The sequence below is a fragment of the Streptomyces sp. NPDC102278 genome, from assembly GCF_044766345.1.
Classification (GTDB): domain Bacteria; phylum Actinomycetota; class Actinomycetes; order Streptomycetales; family Streptomycetaceae; genus Streptomyces.
The window spans coordinates 125,460-144,159 of the sequence record NZ_JBIWLV010000014.1; the positions used below are offsets into that span (position 1 = coordinate 125,460).

Below are 18,700 nucleotides of genomic sequence, written 5' to 3' on the forward strand. Positions count from 1 at the left end.
CCTGTAAAGTACGAGAAACGTAAATAAGTACTCCACAGGGTGCGCCGGGAAGTCTGGTCGGCAATGTGCTTCGCCATGCCGTCCAACCCACCCCGGAGGTGTCCTTCACGTGGCCGCGCCCCGCCCCACCGATGACAAGAGCCGCAAGCTGCTCGGCCGGCTGTCGCTGCCCGAGCGCCGCTTCGTCGCCGATGCCCTGCGCACCGAGACCGTCGGCGGGGTCCTGCTCCTGCTGGCCGCGATCGCGGCACTCGTGTGGGCGAACGTCCCGGGCATCTCGAACAGCTACGACAGCGTCCGGTCCTTCCACATCGGTCCCGCCTCCCTCGGCCTGGACCTGTCGATCCAGCACTGGGCGGCCGACGGGCTGTTGGCCATCTTCTTCTTCGTCGCGGGCATCGAGCTCAAGCGCGAACTCGTCGCGGGTGACCTGCGCGACGCCAAGGCCGCCGCCCTCCCGGTGATCGCCGCCCTCTGCGGCATGGCCGTGCCCGCGCTGGTCTACGTACTGGTCAATGTCCTCGGCGACGGCTCGATCAGCGGCTGGGCCGTCCCCACCGCCACCGACATCGCCTTCGCCCTCGCCGTGCTCGCCGTCATCGGCACCTCGCTGCCGTCCGCCCTGCGCGCGTTCCTGCTGACCCTCGCGGTCGTGGACGACCTGTTCGCCATCCTGATCATCGCGGTGTTCTTCACCAGCGACATCGACTTCCTGGCGCTCGGCGGCGCCCTCGTGGGTCTGGTGCTCTTCTGGTTCCTGCTCCGCAAACGCGTCCGCGGCTGGTACGTGTACGTCCCGCTCGCCCTGGTCGTCTGGGGCCTGATGTACAACAGCGGCGTCCACTCCACCATCGCCGGCGTCGCCATGGGCCTGATGCTCCGCTGCCACCGCGAGGAAGGCGAGGAGCAGTCCCCCGGCGAGCACATCGAGCATCTGGTGCGCCCGATCTCCGCGGCGCTGGCCGTTCCCCTCTTCGCCCTGTTCTCCGCCGGCGTCTCCCTCTCCGACGAGGCCATCGCCCAGGTCTTCACCCGACCCGAGACCCTGGGCGTGGTCCTCGGCCTGGTCGTCGGCAAGACGGTGGGGATCTTCGGCGGCACCTGGTTGGCCGCGCGCTTCACCAGGGCGGAGCTCAACGAGGACCTGGCCTGGCCCGACGTACTCGCCGTGGCCTCGCTCGCCGGCATCGGTTTCACGGTCTCCCTGCTGATCGGCGAACTCGCCTTCGCCGACGACGCCACCCTCATGGACGAGGTCAAGGCCGCCGTACTGATCGGCTCGCTGATCGCCGCGATCATCGCGAGCGTGCTGCTGAAGATGCGCGACCGCAGGTACCGGGCGCTGGCCGAGGCGGAGGACCGCGACGAGGACCTCGACGGGATCCCCGACATCTACGAGCAGGACGACCCCGGCTACCACCTGCGCATGGCGCGGATCCACGAGGAGAAGGCCGCGGAACACCGTCGCAGGGCCGAGTCGGCGGCCCTCCCGGGAACGGCGTCCGCCACGACCGGCGCAACGGAAGCGGACACCGGGGGCCGCACCGACGGCGACCGTCCGGCATGATCTGAGTGACGGAGGACAGCCGTCGACGACGGACGACTTAGGGAGAGAGCGATGAGCGCAGTGGACCAAGGGCCGCGAGGAGCCGAGCGCACGCTGGGTCAGCTGGTCGCCTCGGCCACCGCCGAGATGTCCGCCCTGGTGCACGACGAGATCGCCCTCGCGAAGGCGGAGCTGCGTCAGGACGTCAAGCGCGCGGGTGTCGGCAGCGCCGCCATTTCGATCGCGGGGGTGTTCGCGCTCTTCTCGCTGCCGGTGCTGAGTTTCGCCGCCGCGTACGGGATCCACAACCTCGGCCTCGGTCTCGCGTGGTCCTTCCTCATCGTCGGCGTCGCGTTCCTGCTGCTCGCGGGCCTGCTCGCGCTGCTGGCCGTGTCGAAGTTCAAGAAGGTCAAGCCGCCGGAGAAGTCCATCGCCTCCGTCAAGCAGACCGCGGCGGTCGTCGCGACCGTCAAGCCCCACCCGCGCGCGGTGAGTGACAACGCTGTGGGTGTGGCACGCTCGTCCTCATGACCGCCCCCTCGCCGGACTTCGGCGCCCCGCCCACCGCCGCCTCGGCGGCACGGATCGACATCCCGGGCGGGAGGGCGGTGACGCACCGGGACGTCGCGGCCAACGGTGCGCGGTTCCACGTGGCCGAGCTCGGTGACGGTCCCCTGGTGCTGCTCCTGCACGGCTTCCCGCAGTTCTGGTGGACGTGGCGGCACCAACTGACAGCGCTCGCCGACGCCGGTTACCGCGCCGTCGCGATGGACCTGCGCGGGGTGGGCGGCAGCGACCGCACCCCGCGCGGTTACGACCCGGCGAACCTGGCGCTCGACGTCACCGGCGTCATCCGGTCCCTGGGCGAGCCGGACGCCGCACTCGTCGGGCACGACCTGGGCGGCTACCTCGCGTGGACGGCGGCCGTGATGCGGCCCAAGCTGGTGCGCCGGCTCGTGGTCTCGTCGATGCCGCATCCGAGGCGCTGGCGCTCCGCGATGCTCGCCGACTTCGGGCAGACCCGCGCGAGCTCCCACATCTGGGGGTTCCAGCGGCCGTTCATCCCCGAGCGGCAGCTCGTCGCGGATGACGGGGCCCTCGTGGGGCAGTTGATCCGGGACTGGTCGGGCCCCGTTCCGCCGGCGGAGGAGGAACTGGCCGTGTACCGGCGGGCGATGTGCATCCCGTCCACCGCACACTGCTCGATCGAGCCGTACCGCTGGATGATGCGTTCCATGGCCCGGCCCGACGGGCTCCAGTTCAACCGGCGGATGAAGCGGCCGGTGCGGGTGCCGACGCTGCATCTGCACGGCTCGCTCGACCCGGTGATGCGTACGCGCAGTGCGGCGGGTTCCGGGGAGTACGTCGAAGCGCCGTACCGTTGGCGGCTGTTCGACGGGCTCGGGCACTTTCCGCACGAGGAGGATCCGGCGGCGTTCACGACCGAGCTGGTGAACTGGCTGAAGGACCCCGAGCCGGATCGCTGAGCGGCCGCCTGGCGGCCCGACACCGCTGCCGCACGCTTGTATGACAAGCATTCAATTGCCGCGCGCATAGGCCAATTGGACGCTCCGGACGGGATTACCGACCTTGGGGCCCGGGCACAGCTCGAAGTATGAGCTGGACGCACGACTACGGTGACACCGCACACGAACACCGCTCGGCCGATGAGCCGGGCACCCACGAGAGGGCGGGCCGGGACGGCCACGACCCCCGACTCGGTATTCCGCGCATCCTGCGTCGCCGCGCCCGCTGGGTGTCGGCACGCCTGCGGCATCCTCGGATGTAGGAGCCACGGCCTACGGGTGCCCGTGCATCCACGCCCCGGCGCACGGGTGCCCGTGCATCCGGGCCCGGCCGTACGGGTGCCCGTACCCCCGGACTCGGACGTACGGGCACCCGCGCGGTCGGCTCGGCTCAGAGGGCGCAACTCTGGCTGTCGACCGGCCGCACGGAGTTCCTGCCGATGCCGACATCGCCGCGAACCTCGTCGGCGGTCAGGGCGTAGCCGGTGTTCGGGTCGTCCAGCGACTTCGCGAACACGACCCCGTACACCTTGCCGTCGGCCGTCAGGAGCGGGCCGCCGGAGTTGCCCTGGCGGACGGTCGCGTAGAGCGAGTAGACATCGCGTCGCACGGTGCCCCGGTGGTAGATGTCCGGGCCGTTGGCGTTGATGCGGCCTCGGACGCGCGCGGCGCGGACGTCGTACGCACCGTTCTCCGGGAAGCCGGCGACGATCGCGTCGCTGCCGCTCGTCGCGTCCTTCTCGACGAACTCCAACGCCGGCGCCTTCAGTTTGGGCACGTCGAGCACGGCGATGTCGCGTTGCCAGTCGTAGAGCACGACCTTGCCGTCGTAGAGCTTGCCCTCGCCGCCGACCTGCACGGTCGGCTCGCCGACGCCGCCGACGACGTGCGCGTTGGTCATCACCTTGCCCGGCGCGAAGACGAAGCCGGTGCCCTCCAAGACCTTGCTGCAACTGGCCGCGGTGCCGACGACCTTCACGATCGAGCGCTTGGCCCGCGCGGAGACCGCGCTGTTCGCGAGCGCCGGATCCGGCGGCTTGACCTCGGTGATGGGCTCGCTGGAGAACGGGCTGAACACCTGCGGGAACCCGTTGCGGGCCAGGGTGGAACTGAAGTCGGAGAACAAGGTGTTCGCCTGCGTGGGCAGCACCTCCGACACGCCGATGAGCACCTTGGAGTTGCGGACCTCCTTGCCCACCGTGGTGGGCAGCGCCGCCTGGGCGATCATGGAACCGATCAACCAGGCCACCAGCAACATCGCGACCACGTTGACCAGCGCCCCGCCCGTCGCGTCGAGCGCGCGGGCCGGCGACCACGTGATGTGGCGTCTCAGCTTGTTGCCCAGATGGGTGGTGAAGGCCTGCCCGATCGAGGCGCAGACGATGATGACGACGACGGCGACGACCACGACGGTGGTGGACACCTGGGAGCCGTCGTCGGTCACCCGGTCCCAGACCAGGGGCAACAGGGACACGGCGATGAGACCACCGCCGAGGAAGCCGATCACCGACAGGATGCCGACGACGAACCCCTGGCGGTAGCCGACGATCGCGAACCACACGGCGGCGAGCAACAACAGGATGTCCAGCACGTTCACGTGGGTCACCGTCTCACGCGCGCCAGTCGAGCGGGACCTGGCGTGACCGGTCCCACGGCCGCTCCCACCCCGCGAAGTGCAGGATGCGGTCGATCACTCCGGCGGTGAAGCCCCAGACCAGAGCCGATTCGACAGTGAAAGCGGGGCCTTTGAAACCGCGGGCGTGGACCACGGTCACCCGGTGATCGGGGTCCGTGAGATCCGCCACGGGAACCGTGAACACCCGAGCCGTCTCCGCCGGGTCGACCACGCGGATCGGGCTGGGATCGCGCCACCAGCCGAGCACCGGGGTCACCACGAACTGGCTGACGGGGATGTAGAGGGGCGGCAGCACGCCGAAGAGCTGGACCCCCGCGGGATCCAGCCCGGTCTCCTCCTCGGCCTCGCGCAGGGCGGCGCGCAGCGGCCCGGTGGTGAGCGGATCGCCGTCCTCGGGATCGAGGGCGCCGCCCGGGAAGGACGGCTGTCCCGCGTGCGAACGGAGGCTGCTCGCGCGTTCCTGGAGCAGCAGTTCCGGGCCGCGCGGCCCGTCGCCGAAGAGGACCAGCACGGCGGACTGGCGACCCCGGCCGTCCTCGGGGGGAAGGAAGCGGCTGAGCTGCTCGGGGCGGACCGTGCGCACGGCCTCGACCACCGGGTCCAGCCAACCGGGCAGGCCCCGGGTGCTGACGGTGACGTCGCCGCGCGGGGCGGCGTACGGCTCCGCGGGCCCGGGCGGGGGCGCGCCCGACGGCAGGCCCGTCACGCTCTCGTCCTTCGTACCCCGCGTCATAGGCGACCCTGCTCCCTGCCGTTGCCGGCACCGGCGACACTCGGCACAACGCGCCCCGAGGCCGGATTGGTTCCTCCGCGGGCCGCCGTGCGGCGCCCGGGCCCTACTGCCGCACCGCCGTGTCCTCAGGGCGCGGTCCCGCCCAGGGGAGGCGCCGGGAGGCCCGGGTAGTCCGGCGGCGGGCTCAGCCGCTGCCCCGGTTGGCCGCCCTTCTCGTACTTCAGCAGCTTCTTCGCCTTCTCCGGGTCGGTCTCGCCCTCCCCGTACGCCGGGCAGAGCGGCGCGATGGGGCAGGCCCCGCAGGCGGGCTTGCGGGAGTGGCAGATCCGGCGCCCGTGGAAGACGACGCGGTGGGACAGCATCGTCCACTCGCTCTTGGGGAAGATCGCGCAGATCTCCGCCTCGACCTTCTCCGGGTCCACCTGCTCGGTCCACTTCCAGCGGCGGACGAGCCGGCCGAAGTGGGTGTCCACGGTGATGCCGGGGACCCCGAAGGCATTGCCGAGGACGACGTTGGCCGTCTTGCGGCCCACGCCGGGCAGGGTCACGAGGTCCTCGATACGGGACGGGACCTCGCCGCCGAAGTTGTCGCGCAGGGCCTGCGAGAGGCCGAGGAGCGAGCGTGACTTCGCCCGGAAGAACCCGGTCGGCCGGATCAGCTCCTCCAGATCCTCGGGCGCCGCCGCGGCCATGTCCTCGGGGGTCGGGTAGGCGGCGAAGAGGGCCGGGGTCGTCTGGTTCACGCGCAGGTCGGTGGTCTGCGCGGACAGGACGGTGGCGACGAGCAGCTCGAAGGGGTTGCGGAAGTCGAGCTCCGGGTGGGCGTACGGATAGATCTCGGCGAGTTCCCGGTTGATCCGCCGCGCCCGGCGGACCATGGCGAGGTGGGATTCCGGGCGCGGAGCCTTCGGAGGCCGCCCCGGGGCCTCCGGTTTCTTGGCCGAAGCTTTGCCCTGGGGGCGCGGCGGGGCCTTCGGGGGCACCTCCATGGGGGCATGTTCGCCCACGGCTGAATTCGGGGTCTCGGTCACTGCCGCGGACCCCTTGGCCTGTGCTCTCACCGGCTTATTGGACACCCGGCCAGCCTAAGGCCGGCCGCCGACACCCGTCCGGACCTCAGGTAACACCACCCTGATTGGTCTCTCGCCGCACAGCACACCCGTACGTCCGGCATCCTTGTGAGGAACGTGATTGATCGCACTGTTTGAGCCGTCCGGCAAAATGGGGGAACACGGTCCCCTGAGCCGGTCGACATAGGAGAGAGACTCGTGGACGACGTACTGCGGCGTGCCCCGCTCTTCGCGGCGCTCGATGACGAGCAGGCCGCGGAGCTCCGCGCCTCCATGGGCGAGGTGACCCTCGCGCGCGGTGACGCCCTGTTCCACGAGGGCGACCCCGGTGACCGGCTCTATGTCGTCACCGAGGGCAAGGTGAAGCTGCACCGCACCTCCCCCGACGGCCGCGAGAACATGCTGGCCGTCCTCGGCCCCGGTGAGCTGATCGGCGAGCTGTCGCTGTTCGACCCGGGCCCGCGCACCGCCACCGCCACCGCCCTGACCGAGGTCAAGCTGCTCGGCCTGGGGCACGGTGACCTCCAGCCGTGGCTCAACGCCCGGCCCGAGGTGGCCACGGCCCTGCTGCGCGCCGTCGCCCGGCGCCTGCGCAAGACCAACGACCAGATGTCCGACCTGGTCTTCTCCGATGTCCCGGGGCGCGTCGCCCGGGCGCTCCTCGACCTGTCGCGCCGCTTCGGCGTGCAGTCCGAGGAAGGCATCCACGTGGTCCACGACCTCACGCAGGAGGAGCTGGCCCAGCTCGTCGGCGCGTCGCGCGAGACCGTGAACAAGGCCCTGGCCGACTTCGCCGGACGCGGATGGCTGCGCCTGGAGGCACGCGCGGTGATCCTGCTCGACGTGGAGCGACTGGCCAAGCGCTCGCGCTGACGCACGCGGTTCTTCGGTGGAGGGGTCCTGCCCGGTCGGGCGGGGCCCCTTCGCCGTCGCGCCGCCCGACCGGGGCGAGCACCCCGGCCGGGGTGAGGGCAGGGTGGAGCACATGGAGCGCCGGGACAGGGAACGCAGAGGGCTCGACCCGTACGGCTTCTTCGTGCGCGAGGGCTCACTCGGCCGGGTGGGCGCGGAGTTCGCGCCGGTCGTCGCGGCCGCGCGGGAGCGGATCCCCGAGGCGTACGGGCAGCGGCTCCACAGCGCCTACCTGTACGGCTCCGTGCCGCGCGGAACCGCCCGGCCCGGGCGGTCCGACCTCGACCTGCTGCTGGCCCTGCACCGGGAGCCCGGCGACGAGGACCGCGACACCGCCGAGGTGCTCGGGCGCGGGCTCGACGAGGACTTCCCGGAGATCGACGGGGTCGGTGTCCTGCTGTACGGCAAGGACACCCTGCTGAGCGAGCCGGAACGGTACGACCTGGGCTGGTTCCTCGCCTGCCTGTGCACCCCGCTGCTCGGAGCCGACCTGGCCGAGCACCTGCCCCGCTACCGGCCGGACGGGGTCCTCGCCCGGGAGACCAACGGCGGGCTGGCGGACCTGCTGCCCGGCTGGCGGTCCAGGATCCGGGACGCCTCGACCCCGCGGGAGTACCGCGGGCTCAGCCGCTCCTTCGCCCGCCATCTGGTCCGGACCGGCCTCATGCTGGTCATGCCCCGCTGGGGCGGCTGGACCAGCGATCTCGCCGAGTCCGCGGAGATCTTCGGCCGCTACTACCCGGGGCGCGCGGCGCAGATGCGGGCCGCCGCGGCGGTGGCACTGGAACCGGTCGCCGACCCGGCGGTCCTGTGGACGTACGTCGACGACCTCGGGCCGTGGCTCGCGGACGAGTACACCGCCCGGCACGGGACGAGGACGCCGCGTCGGGCGGGCTGAGCGGTGCGCGTCGGGCCGGTTGAGCGGTGAAGGTCAGGCGCGCTCAGCGGTGCGCGTCGGGCGGGCTGAGCGGTGAAAGGTCGGGCGGGCTCGGCGGTGCGCGTCAGGCCGGCTGGGCGGTGAGGGCCTCGACCGCCTGCTTGGCCTCCAGCAGGCCGGAGCCGGTGACCCGCCGGTGGACGCGGATCGCCTCGACCTGGCGGCCGGCGCGCGCCAGGGCCCGTACCTCGTCCAGCCCGGCCGGCTCCGGCTCCTCGATCCCGAAGTGGTCCAGGACCAGGCCCAGGCGGCGTTCGAGCCCGTCCGCCCGGCGCTCCAGGGCCTTCATCCGCAGCGTGACGGTCGAGGTGATCCACCCGGCCGCGACGATCAGGGCGAGCAGCAGGTACAGCGTGTTCATTCGGATCCCCCAGAGATCAGTCCGTGATCTTGAAGGTACTCCAACTGCGCTCTAACGGACCATTCCGCAGCCGGCCACAGGGACCGGTCCACGTCCGCGTAGACCCGGGCCACGACCGCCTCCGGCGTGCGGAAACCGTTCTCCACGGCCGTCTCGACCTGCGCCAGGCGGTGCGCCCGGTGCGCCAGGTAGAACTCCACCGCGCCCTGCGCGTCGTCCAGCACCGGACCGTGGCCGGGAAGCACCGTGTGGACCCCGTCGTCTACCGTGAGCGAGCGCAGTCGGCGCAGGGAGTCCAGGTAGTCGCCGAGCCGGCCGTCGGGGTGCGCGACGACGGTCGTGCCCCGGCCGAGGATGGTGTCGCCCGTCAGGACCGCCCGGTCGGCGGGCAGGTGGAAGCAGAGCGAGTCCGAGGTGTGGCCCGGCGTCGGGACCACGCGCAGCTCCAGGCCGCCGACCCGGATCACGTCCCGGGCGGTGAGCCCCTCGTCGCCCAGGCGCAGCGCGGGGTCGAGCGCCCGCACCTTCGTACCGGTCAGCTCCGCGAACCGGCCCGCGCCCTCGGCGTGGTCGGGGTGGCCGTGGGTGAGCAGGGTCAGCGCGACCCGCTTGCCGGCCCTCTCGGCGACGTCGACGACGGCCTTCAGGTGCGCCTCGTCCAGCGGGCCCGGGTCGATGACGACGGCGAGGTCGGAATCCGGTTCGGAGACGAGCCAGGTGTTGGTGCCGTCCAGGGTCATCGCGGACGGGTTGGGGGCCAGGATGTTGACCGCCCGGGCGGTGGCGGGGCCGGAGACGACCGTCCCGCGGGGCCGGCCGGGCAGTGCGGCGGCGTCGGTCATGCGGTGGCTCCTCCGGGGTTTCCGGGTCGGACGCGCTTGGTGAACTCGTCGTGGCCGGGCCAGCTGAGCACCAGCTCGCCGTTCTCCAGGGTGGCCTGCGCGAGCACCGGGGCCAGGTCCTGACCCGCGGCGGCCGCGAGGGCGTGCGCGGGGCTGTCGTACGGCTCCAGGGAGCGCAGGGTGGAGATCGTCGGCGGCATCATGAGCAGCTCGCCCTTGTCGTAGCCGGCGGCGGCGTCGGCGGGCCGGATCCAGACGGTCCGGTCGGCCTCGGTCGAGGCGTTGCGGGTGCGCTGGCCCTCGGGGAGCGCGGCGACGAAGAACCAGGTGTCGTAGCGCCGGGGCTCGAACGCCGGGGTGATCCAGCGGGCCCACGCCCCGAGCAGGTCGGACCGCAGGAGCAGGCCCCGGCGGTCGAGGAACTCGGCGAAGGACAACTCGCGGGCCACCAGGGCCAGCCGGTCGGCCTCCCAGTCGTCGGCCGTGGTGTCACCGACGACGCTGTCCGGGGTCTCACCGGCCAGCAGGACACCGGCCTCCTCGAACGTCTCGCGGACCGCGCCGCAGACGATCGCCTGGGCGGTACGGGGATCGGTGCCCAGCCGCGCCGACCAGTCCGCGAGGCTCGGCCCGGCCCATCCGACGAGGTGGTCCTCGTCGCGCGGGTCCACCCCGCCCCCGGGGTAGGCGTACGCGCCGCCCGCGAAGGCCATCGAGGTGCGGCGGCGGAGCATGTGCACGGCGGGGCCGGCGTCGGTGTCCCGCAGCAGCATGACCGTGGCCGCGCGTTTGGGCGCCACGGGTGTGAGGGCGCCGTCCGCGAGCGCGCGGATGCGGTCGGGCCACTCGGGCGGGTACCACTGGCCTCCGGCGGGGGTGGGGCCGGTGGGGGTGGTCTGCTGTCCGTGCTCACCGTTCGGCATGGCGGGATGCTACGGGGATCCGGCCCGATGTTCGAGAGCCGCCGCCCGCGCCGGGGTCCGTCCGCGGCTGGTGGGGCTCCGTCGCGGAGCCCCACCAGCCCGGAGGGATCAGGCGTCGGGGGTGAGCTCGACCTGGATCTCGATCTCGACGGGGGCGTCCAGCGGCAGGACCGCCACGCCGACGGCGCTGCGGGCGTGCACGCCCTTGTCGCCGAGGACGGCGCCCAGCAGCTCGCTCGCACCGTTCAGCACACCCGGCTGGGCGGTGAAGTCCGGCGCCGAGGCGATGAAACCGACGACCTTGACGACGCGCGCGATCTTGTCGAGGTCGCCGACCACCGACTTGACGGCGGCCAGGGCGTTCAGCGCGCACGTGGCGGCCAGTTCCTTGGCCTGCTCCGCCGAGACCTCGGCGCCGACCTTGCCGGTGACCGGCAGGCTGCCCTTGACCATCGGGAGCTGTCCCGCGGTGTACACGTACACGCCCGACCGGACCGCCGGCTGGTACGTGGCCAGCGGCGGAACGACCTCGGGCAGGATCAGGCCGAGCTCGGCCAGCCTCGCGTCGACGATCCCGCTCATGCCGACTTCTCCCGCTTCAGGTAGGCCACGAGCTGCTCGGGGTTGTTCGGCCCGGGCACGACCTGGACGAGCTCCCAGCCGTCCTCGCCCCAGGTGTCCAGGATCTGCTTGGTGGCGTGGACCAGCAGCGGGACGGTCGCGTATTCGAACTTCTTGGTCATGGGAGCGAGCGTAGTGCCTGTCGCGCGGGGCTCACGCGCGCCCCGGAACGCGCGCGGTCACGGGCCCACTCGCACCGCCCGCACCGCCCGCACCGGCCGCCCCGTCGTCAATGTCCTGGGCGTGCTGGGCGTGAGGGGCGCGCGGGGCGACAGTGGCGTGCGGGGCGACCGGGGCCTCCGCCTGCTGGGCGACGGCCTTGGCCAGGGCTTGGGCGAGTTCGTCGGCCGCGGTGCACGCCGCGGCCAGCTGGAGCAGGAGGGCGAGCGTCTGCCGACCGAGGGCCTCCTCGACCGGCGGCGGCTGGTGGGCCCACTCGGCGCGGAAGACCGCGCGGAGCCGCTCCACCTCGGCTTCGACCCCCCGTCTGCGACCGGCTCGCTTGAGGGCCGCGGTGATCTGCGTCCGGGTCAGCCGGGCGGCCTTGGTCGGGGTCGGGGCGGCTTTGAGGAGTTCGCGCGCCTCGGGCCGGAAGATTCCGTTCGGGCCGTGCGCGGCCGCGGCCAGGGCCGCGGGGTAGTACTCGCGCAGCAGGGACCGGAGCTGATGGGAGATCTGCTGGCGGTGCCAGGTGGCGTCCTGCTGGGCGCGGGCGAGGAGGGCGACGGCGCGGGCCGCGTCGGAGTCCGTCGACAGCGGCCGGAGGGCGGGCATGTCGGTGCGCAGGATGTGCGCCAGCACCAGGGCGTCACCGTGGTCGGACTTCTCGCGGGCGACCGCGTGCCGGTGGCGGTGGCGGGCCGCGGCCGTCGGGTCGAGGGCGAAGACCTGCCGCGCGCCGGTCCGCAGCACGGCGACGAGCAGGCCCCGGGAGGTCTCGATGGCGACCGGGATCGGGGCGTCCCGGGTGTCTCCGTACTCGGCGAGCAGATGCAGCAGGCGCTGGTAACCGGCCACGTCGTCGGTGATGCGGCGGGCGGCCAGGAGCCGGCCGCCGGCATCGACGAGGGCGACGTCGTGGGTCTTGTCCGCCCAGTCGATTCCGCAGTAGATCAAGGTGTTCCCTCCCCGGGATCGCAGGTGTTCGCGCTGGTCACGAGCAGGTGCGGGCCGCGCGGCACGCTCACTCCGGACGTCGGTGCACGGAACCCGGAGGGCTCGGGCGCATCGAGGGACCACCGTGGGGCGGGCTCGCGCCACCACTCCAACGAGTGATCAAGGTGTGTGGTGGTGACGTCCAGGAGGACGCCCGGGACGACCGCTCCGTTGCGATGCCCGCGGCCCGGCCGTAACGGACCTCACGGCGCGAACGCGCCCACGAGGCCACCCGGCACCCCCGGACGCGGGCCGAAGGAATTAGGCTCGGACGCTGTGAGCAGGCTCCAGGTGGTCAGCGGCAAGGGCGGCACCGGCAAGACCACGGTCGCCGCGGCACTCGCGCTCGCCCTCGCACGCGAGGGCAGGCGGACTCTTCTCGTGGAGGTCGAGGGCAGGCAAGGCATCGCGCAGCTCTTCGGCGCGGAGGCGCTCCCGTACGAGGAGCGGAAGATCGCGGTCGCGCCCGGCAGGGGCGGTGGCGAGGTGTACGCGCTCGCCATCGACGCCGAACGCGCGCTGCTGGACTACCTCCAGATGTTCTACAAACTCGGCTCGGCCGGCCGCGCGCTCAAGAAGTTGGGCGCGATCGACTTCGCGACGACCATCGCGCCGGGCCTGCGGGACGTCCTGCTGACGGGCAAGGCCTGCGAGGCGGTCCGGCGTAAGGACAAGGCCGGAAGGTTCGTCTACGACCACGTGATCATGGACGCTCCGCCCACCGGGCGCATCACCCGCTTCCTGAACGTCAACGACGAGGTGGCGGGGCTGGCCCGGTTCGGGCCGATCCACAACCAGGCGCAGGCCGTCATGAAGGTGCTCAAGTCGCCCGACACGGCGGTCCACCTGGTCACCCTCCTGGAGGAGATGCCCGTCCAGGAGACCGCGGACGGGATCGCGGAACTGGTCGCGGCGGGCCTCCCGGTCGGCCGGGTCGTCGTGAACATGGTCCGGCCGCACCACCTGGACGAGGACACCCTGCGCGCGGCGGCCGGCGAGCACCGCGCCGACGTGGCGAAGGCACTGTCCCGGGCCGGGCTGGGCGGCGCGCGGCGCGGCGGACTGGCCGAGCGGCTGGTGGACCCGCTGCTCACGCAGGCCGCCGAGCACGCGAGCCGGGTGGAGCTGGAGCGCGAGCAGCGCGGCGTGTTGGCGGGGCTGCCCGTGCCGACGTACGAACTGCCCCTGCTCGGCGGGGGAATGGACCTGGCCGGGCTCTACGAGCTGGCGACGGAACTGCGGAAGCAGGCGGGCGACGAATGAGCGAGGTCATGGGCGCGAGCACGGGCATGAACACGCCGCCGCGGCTGGCGGTCGACGCGCTGCTGGACGATCCGAAGACCCGGATCATCGTGTGCTGCGGCGCGGGCGGGGTCGGCAAGACCACCACCGCCGCGGCGCTGGGCGTCCGGGCGGCGGAGCGCGGCCGGAAGGTCGTCGTGCTCACCATCGACCCCGCGCGCAGGCTGGCCCAGTCGATGGGCATCGACTCCCTCGACAACACCCCGCGCCGCGTCAAGGGCGTGGGCGCCGGCGACCACGACGGCGGTGACCGTAACGGCGGCGGGGACGGGAACGGCGGCGGGGACGGTGCCGGCGGCGAACTGCACGCCATGATGCTGGACATGAAGCGGACCTTCGACGAGATCGTCGAGGCGCACGCGGACGGCGAGCGGGCCCAGGCCATCCTGGCGAACCCCTTCTACCAGTCCCTGTCGGCCGGGTTCGCCGGCACGCAGGAGTACATGGCGATGGAGAAGCTGGGCCAGCTGCGGGCCAAGGACGACTGGGACCTGATCGTCGTCGACACCCCGCCGAGCCGGTCCGCACTGGACTTCCTGGACGCGCCGAAACGCCTGGGGTCCTTCCTGGACGGAAGGTTCATCCGGGTCCTGATGGCTCCGGCGAAGGTCGGCGGCCGGGCCGGGATGAAGTTCCTGAATGTCGGCATGTCGATGATGACGGGCACGCTGAGCAAGCTGATGGGTGCCTCGCTCCTCAAGGACGTACAGACCTTCGTGGCCGCGATGGACACGATGTTCGGCGGTTTCCGCACCCGCGCGGACGCCACTTTCCGACTGCTCCAGGCCCCCGGTACGGCCTTCCTCGTGGTCGCCGCGCCCGAACCGGACGCCCTGCGCGAGGCCGCGTACTTCGTCGAGCGGCTGGCGGCGGACCGCATGCCGCTGGCCGGCCTGGTGCTGAACCGGGTGCACGTGAGCGGAGCCGACCGGCTGTCCGCGGAGCGGGCGTTGGCCGCCGCAGAGAATCTTGAAGACGGTGGCATTGTCGATCAGGAGTCCGGGAAAGCTGGACTTCGTGACGCGGCCGCGGAGGCCGCCGCCCCCGACACGGAGGCTCCCGAAACCGGCTCCCCCAGCGCCGGCGCGACCGAGCACGGCACGGACCGGCACCCGACCGACGAGCACGGCACGGACCGACCCACGACGCACCAGGACGGCACGGACCGGCACACCGCCGGCACACCCGACGCCGAAGACGACGCCGATGACGGCACCGAAGACGATGACAGTGCCGACGTGGACGCGATCACGGCAGGACTGCTGCGACTGCACGCCGAACGCATGCAGGTGATCGCGCGCGAACGACGCACGCACGATCGTTTCACCTCGCTGCACCCCGAGGTGGCGGTGGCCGAGGTGGCCGCCCTGCCCGGCGATGTACACGACCTCGCCGGGCTGCGGGCCATCGGAGAGCGGCTCGCGACCGGGGTTCCGGCCGGAGCGTAGGCGTCTCGTACGCGACTCCCCGGGGGGAGTCCGTACGCGGGACCGCCCGGGTGATCTACCCGGCAGCCGCGTACGTCTCGTACGGAACGTCGATCTCCGCGTCGACATCCACGGTGAGGATGCCCGTACTGCGCTCGTATTCCGTACGGGCGGTTTCGAGCAGCCGTCGCCACGAGGTGACGGTGGGGCGCCGGCGCAACAGTGCGCGACGTTCCCGCTCGGTCATTCCGCCCCATACTCCGAACTCGACACGATTGTCGAGCGCGTCGGCCAGGCACTCGGTCCGCACCGGACATCCGGTGCACACCGCCTTGGCCCTGTTCTGTGCCGCTCCTTGAACGAACAGTTCATCCGGATCGGTAGTGCGGCAGGCTGCCTGCGCACTCCAGTCGGTAACCCAGCCCATCCCGGCGCCGTCCTCTCCCGAATCGAGGCTCCCCCACGGCGGTAGCGGCATATTCACCGCTGCCAGTTGAGGACGTTACGGAAGGCGGGCACAGTGCAACACCCCCGTCGGGCCCAATCTTGAATGGTCCGAACGGACTATGGGTAAGCGGCAGATCACCCGACGGAGTGATCGCACGACATGCCCGACCATTCCGGCGATCCGGGTGAAATCGGCGGCGGACCATCAGAGCGAACGGCGGGATTCGGACATCTGTCCACCCCATTCGGGAAGGGTGAAATTCAAGCCGAAGGGTTGATGTCGTGCCGCACTGCTGTGACAGTTGGGGACAGCTTAGGCCAAGGCATTCGCGCGTGTCCGGCGAATGAGAACGTAGGCTGCCCCCCATGGGAAAGAAGCGCTCGGGCGGCGGGCTCACGGGGCCACAGCAGGCCGCCAAGTTCCTCGGTGTGTCTGTCCTCTCCGGAGTCGTACTGGCCGGAATCGCGATCCCGGGCGCCGGCGCCCTGGGTCTCGCGGCCAAAGGAACGGTCGAGGGTTTCGATGAGATCCCGGCCAATCTCAAGACACCTCCGTTGAGTCAGCGCACCACGATTTTGGACGCTGAGGGTGGCCTGATCGCCACCGTCTATTCACGCGACCGTCAGGTGGTTCCCCTGACGGCCATCTCGCCGTACATGCAGAAGGCGATCGTCGCGATCGAGGACTCGCGTTTCTACGAACACGGCGCGGTCGACCTCAAGGGCATCCTGCGCGCGGTCAACCGCAACGCGCAGGAGGGCGGCGCCGCACAGGGCGCCTCCACCCTCACGCAGCAGTACGTGAAGAACGTGTTCGTCGAGGAGGCGGGCGACGACGAGACAAAGGTGCGCGAGGCCCAGGAGAAGAGCCTCGGGCGCAAGATCCGCGAGCTGAAGTACGCGATCCAGGTCGAAGAGGAACTCGGCAAGAAGAAGATCCTCGAGAACTACCTGAACATCACGTACTTCGGGCAGCAGGCCTACGGAATCGAGTCGGCCGCCCAGCGGTACTTCAGCAAGCCGGCCAAGGACCTCACCCTGGAGCAGTCCGCGTTGTTGGCGGGCGTCGTGCAGTCGCCGACCCGGTTCGACCCGGTGAACGACTCGCAGGAGGCGATGAAGCGCCGCAACGTCGTCCTCCAGCGGATGGCCGACATGAAGGACGTCTCGCAGGCGGAGGCGGACCAGGCGAAGGCGAAGCCCGTCACGCTGAAGGTGACCCGGCCGAAGAACGGCTGCATCACGGCCGTCAAGGGCGCGGGCTTCTTCTGTGACTACGTCCGCAACAGCTTCCTGACCGACCCGGTCTTCGGCAAGACGCGCGCGGAGCGGGCGAAGATCTGGAACCAGGGCGGCCTGACGGTCCGTACGACGCTGGACCCGCAGTCACAGGACTCGGTCAACGAGTCGATCAAGGACCACGTCGACCAGGAGGACAAGGTCGCGACGGCCGTGACGCTGGTGCAGCCCGGCACCGGCCGGGTGCTCGGCATGGGCCAGTCGAAGCCCTACGGCTTCGGCAAGAACGAGACCCAGATCAACTTCTCCGTCGACAAGCGGCTGGGCGGCTCCAACTTCGGCTTCCCGACCGGCTCGACGTTCAAGCCGTTCGTGGCGGCGGCGGCCATCGAGGGCGGCGTCCCGCCGACCAAGACGTACGCCTCCCCCTACGAGATGGAGTACCCGAGCCCGGTGCAGACCTGCGGCGACAAGCCCTGGGTCAACACCGAGAAGGCCAGGGTGGAGAACGAGTCGGAGACCGAGGTCGGCCCGTACGGCATGCGGGAGGCGATGGCCAAGTCGATCAACACCTACTTCGTGGAGATGATCTCCGAGGCCGGGCTCTGCCCGATCACCGAGATGACCGGCAAGCTCGGCGTGAAGCCGGCCGACGGCACCAAGCTGCCCGAGGTCCCCGCCATCGCGCTCGGCACCGAGGGCATGTCCCCGCTGACCATGGCCAACGCGTACGCGACCTTCGCCAACCGGGGCGTCCACTGCACCTCGGTCGCCATCGAGTCGATCACCGACTCGCACGGCAAGGCGCTGGCCGTGCCGAAGTCGAAGTGCGAGCGGGTGATGTCGGAGAAGACCGCCGACACCATCAACACGCTGCTGCTCGGCGTGGTCGACACCGGCGGTACCGGTGCCGCGGCGGGTCTGACCGACCGGCAGAGCGCGGGCAAGACCGGTACCACGGAGAACCGCTGGAACGCCTGGTTCGTCGGCTACACCCCCAACATGTCCGGGGCCACCTGGGTCGGATCGGGCGGGGCCAAGCAGGTACAGATGGAGAACATCTCCATCGGCGGCGAGTACTACGACAAGGTCTACGGCGGTGGGCTGCCCGGACCGATCTGGAAGCAGGCGGTCTCCGGCGCCCTCTCGGGCCGCGAGTCGCTGAACTTCTCCACGGTGACCATCGCGGACAACGCGTCCCCGACCGGCGGCCCGCGCGGCAACAAGCCGAACCCGCCCACCTCGCCGAACCCGAACCGGCCGGGCAAGCCGAACCGGCCCGGCGGTGACAACAAACCCGGCGACGGTCGCCCCGGCGGACAGACGACCGCCGGAGCCACCGGCGGCAACTCGGGCGGCGCCACCGGCGGCGACAACGGCGGCGGCAGGCCCGGCGGGATCGTCTTCCCCCCGGGTCTGATCGGCGGACGCGACACGGAGTAACCACCCGCGCGGTGACGCGGAGGAGGAGGGCCCCCAGCCGGATCCGGCTGGGGGCCCTCCTCCTTTCATCCCTGGTACGTACTAGGAGAGGAGCTTCTTCACGACGGCGGCGACGCGGCCGCCCTCCGCCAGACCCGCGACCTTCGGGTTCACGATCTTCATGACCGCACCCATGGCCCGCGGCCCCTCGGCGCCCGCCGCCTTCGCCTCCTCGACCGCCTGCGACACGATCGCGGTCAGCTCGTCGTCGGAGAGCTGCTTGGGCAGGTACTTGTCGAGGAACTCGCCCTCCAGCGTCTCGCGCGCGGCCGACTCGGCGCGGCCTCCGGCGGCGAACGCCTCCGCGGCCTCGCGGCGCTTCTTCGCCTCCTTGGCGATCACCTTGAGGACCTCGTCGTCGGAGAGCACACGTGCCTCCTTGCCCGCGACCTCCGCGTTGGTGATGGCGGAGAGGGTCAGTCGCAGCGTGGACGAAGCGAGTTCGTCGCGCGCCCTGATGGCGGCGGTGAGGTCTTCCTGGAGCTTGGCCTTGAGCGTGGTCATGCACATGAGTCTGCCAGGTGCGGGGGCGTCGGCGCCC

General features: G+C 71.5%; 18 protein-coding genes and 1 pseudogene. 8 read left to right on the forward strand and 11 right to left on the reverse strand.

Annotated features, from left to right (window positions below; all coding sequences use genetic code 11):
• Positions 1-109: 109 nt before the first annotated feature.
• The 3 genes from nhaA to ACIRO3_RS28520 are packed head-to-tail and all read left to right on the forward strand — an operon-like array spanning position 110 to position 3,033.
• On the forward strand, positions 110-1,567 hold the full coding sequence (gene nhaA / locus ACIRO3_RS28510; protein ID WP_404141559.1) for a Na+/H+ antiporter NhaA: 1,458 nt from the start codon (positions 110-112) through the stop codon (positions 1,565-1,567).
• A 51-nt stretch (positions 1,568-1,618) separates the two neighbouring features.
• Entirely contained in the window at positions 1,619-2,077 is a 459-nt protein-coding gene (locus tag ACIRO3_RS28515; RefSeq protein WP_361770120.1) for a phage holin family protein, read from the forward strand.
• Positions 2,074-3,033 carry an alpha/beta hydrolase gene (locus ACIRO3_RS28520; protein WP_361770123.1) on the forward strand — a complete coding sequence of 320 codons (960 nt, stop codon included), beginning with the start codon at positions 2,074-2,076 and terminating at the stop codon, positions 3,031-3,033. Before ACIRO3_RS28515 ends, ACIRO3_RS28520 begins: the two co-directional genes overlap by 4 nt.
• Positions 3,034-3,463: 430 nt before the next feature.
• Here the strand turns inward: ACIRO3_RS28520 and ACIRO3_RS28525 are convergent, their stop codons facing one another.
• From ACIRO3_RS28525 to nth, 3 genes are all read right to left on the reverse strand, one after another.
• A complete protein-coding gene (locus tag ACIRO3_RS28525) occupies positions 3,464-4,669 on the reverse strand; it encodes a MarP family serine protease (protein WP_404141562.1) in 1,206 nt (401 codons plus the stop codon).
• Between the two features lie 13 nt (positions 4,670-4,682).
• The gene (locus tag ACIRO3_RS28530; RefSeq protein ID WP_404141564.1) at positions 4,683-5,441 is read right to left on the reverse strand and encodes an NUDIX hydrolase; all 759 of its coding nucleotides are present in this window, start codon (positions 5,439-5,441) and stop codon (positions 4,683-4,685) included.
• Positions 5,442-5,566: 125 nt separating this feature from the next.
• Entirely contained in the window at positions 5,567-6,430 is an 864-nt protein-coding gene (gene nth / locus ACIRO3_RS28535; RefSeq protein ID WP_361770131.1) for an endonuclease III, read from the reverse strand.
• 279 nt (positions 6,431-6,709) lie between these two features.
• On the opposite strand from nth, the gene ACIRO3_RS28540 reads away from it, so the two are divergent.
• Complete coding sequence (locus tag ACIRO3_RS28540) at positions 6,710-7,384, forward strand: Crp/Fnr family transcriptional regulator (RefSeq protein WP_003981529.1); 675 nt, start codon at positions 6,710-6,712, stop codon at positions 7,382-7,384.
• A gap of 112 nt (positions 7,385-7,496) precedes the next feature.
• The gene (locus ACIRO3_RS28545) at positions 7,497-8,321 is read left to right on the forward strand and encodes a nucleotidyltransferase domain-containing protein (RefSeq protein ID WP_404141566.1); all 825 of its coding nucleotides are present in this window, start codon (positions 7,497-7,499) and stop codon (positions 8,319-8,321) included.
• Between the two features lie 103 nt (positions 8,322-8,424).
• Here the strand turns inward: ACIRO3_RS28545 and ACIRO3_RS28550 are convergent, their stop codons facing one another.
• The 6 genes and pseudogenes from ACIRO3_RS28550 to ACIRO3_RS28575 form a co-directional block, all read right to left on the reverse strand.
• Positions 8,425-8,721 carry a hypothetical protein gene (locus tag ACIRO3_RS28550; RefSeq protein ID WP_404141568.1) on the reverse strand — a complete coding sequence of 99 codons (297 nt, stop codon included), beginning with the start codon at positions 8,719-8,721 and terminating at the stop codon, positions 8,425-8,427.
• Positions 8,718-9,563: an MBL fold metallo-hydrolase gene (locus ACIRO3_RS28555; protein ID WP_365998305.1), complete on the reverse strand. Its 846-nt coding sequence runs from the start codon at positions 9,561-9,563 to the stop codon at positions 8,718-8,720. The genes ACIRO3_RS28550 and ACIRO3_RS28555 overlap by 4 nt, the downstream gene beginning before the upstream one ends.
• On the reverse strand, positions 9,560-10,486 hold the full coding sequence (locus tag ACIRO3_RS28560; RefSeq protein ID WP_404141569.1) for an NUDIX hydrolase: 927 nt from the start codon (positions 10,484-10,486) through the stop codon (positions 9,560-9,562). Before ACIRO3_RS28560 ends, ACIRO3_RS28555 begins: the two co-directional genes overlap by 4 nt.
• Positions 10,487-10,594: 108 nt before the next feature.
• The gene (locus ACIRO3_RS28565) at positions 10,595-11,068 is read right to left on the reverse strand and encodes a RidA family protein (RefSeq protein WP_361770146.1); all 474 of its coding nucleotides are present in this window, start codon (positions 11,066-11,068) and stop codon (positions 10,595-10,597) included.
• Positions 11,065-11,229: a DUF4177 domain-containing protein gene (locus ACIRO3_RS28570; RefSeq protein ID WP_107089134.1), complete on the reverse strand. Its 165-nt coding sequence runs from the start codon at positions 11,227-11,229 to the stop codon at positions 11,065-11,067. The genes ACIRO3_RS28565 and ACIRO3_RS28570 overlap by 4 nt, the downstream gene beginning before the upstream one ends.
• 166 nt (positions 11,230-11,395) lie before the next feature.
• Positions 11,396-12,223, reverse strand: a pseudogene (locus ACIRO3_RS28575) (transposase); the annotation flags it as partial.
• 315 nt (positions 12,224-12,538) lie between these two features.
• On the opposite strand from ACIRO3_RS28575, the gene ACIRO3_RS28580 reads away from it, so the two are divergent.
• Together ACIRO3_RS28580 and ACIRO3_RS28585 are read left to right on the forward strand one after the other, a co-directional pair.
• Positions 12,539-13,525: an ArsA-related P-loop ATPase gene (locus ACIRO3_RS28580; protein WP_361770150.1), complete on the forward strand. Its 987-nt coding sequence runs from the start codon at positions 12,539-12,541 to the stop codon at positions 13,523-13,525.
• Between the two features lie 8 nt (positions 13,526-13,533).
• Entirely contained in the window at positions 13,534-15,012 is a 1,479-nt protein-coding gene (locus tag ACIRO3_RS28585) for an ArsA family ATPase (protein ID WP_404141572.1), read from the forward strand.
• 55 nt (positions 15,013-15,067) lie between these two features.
• Here the strand turns inward: ACIRO3_RS28585 and ACIRO3_RS28590 are convergent, their stop codons facing one another.
• Positions 15,068-15,418 (reverse strand): WhiB family transcriptional regulator, encoded by a 351-nt coding sequence (locus ACIRO3_RS28590; RefSeq protein ID WP_030299276.1) that lies wholly within the window; start codon positions 15,416-15,418, stop codon positions 15,068-15,070.
• A gap of 386 nt (positions 15,419-15,804) precedes the next feature.
• Here ACIRO3_RS28590 and ACIRO3_RS28595 point away from each other — a divergent pair, with 386 nt between their 5' ends.
• Positions 15,805-18,120, forward strand: a complete 2,316-nt coding sequence (locus tag ACIRO3_RS28595; RefSeq protein WP_361770156.1) for a transglycosylase domain-containing protein — start codon at positions 15,805-15,807, stop codon at positions 18,118-18,120.
• A gap of 81 nt (positions 18,121-18,201) precedes the next feature.
• Here the strand turns inward: ACIRO3_RS28595 and ACIRO3_RS28600 are convergent, their stop codons facing one another.
• Positions 18,202-18,663 (reverse strand): GatB/YqeY domain-containing protein, encoded by a 462-nt coding sequence (locus ACIRO3_RS28600; protein WP_361770159.1) that lies wholly within the window; start codon positions 18,661-18,663, stop codon positions 18,202-18,204.
• Positions 18,664-18,700: the final 37 nt, after the last annotated feature.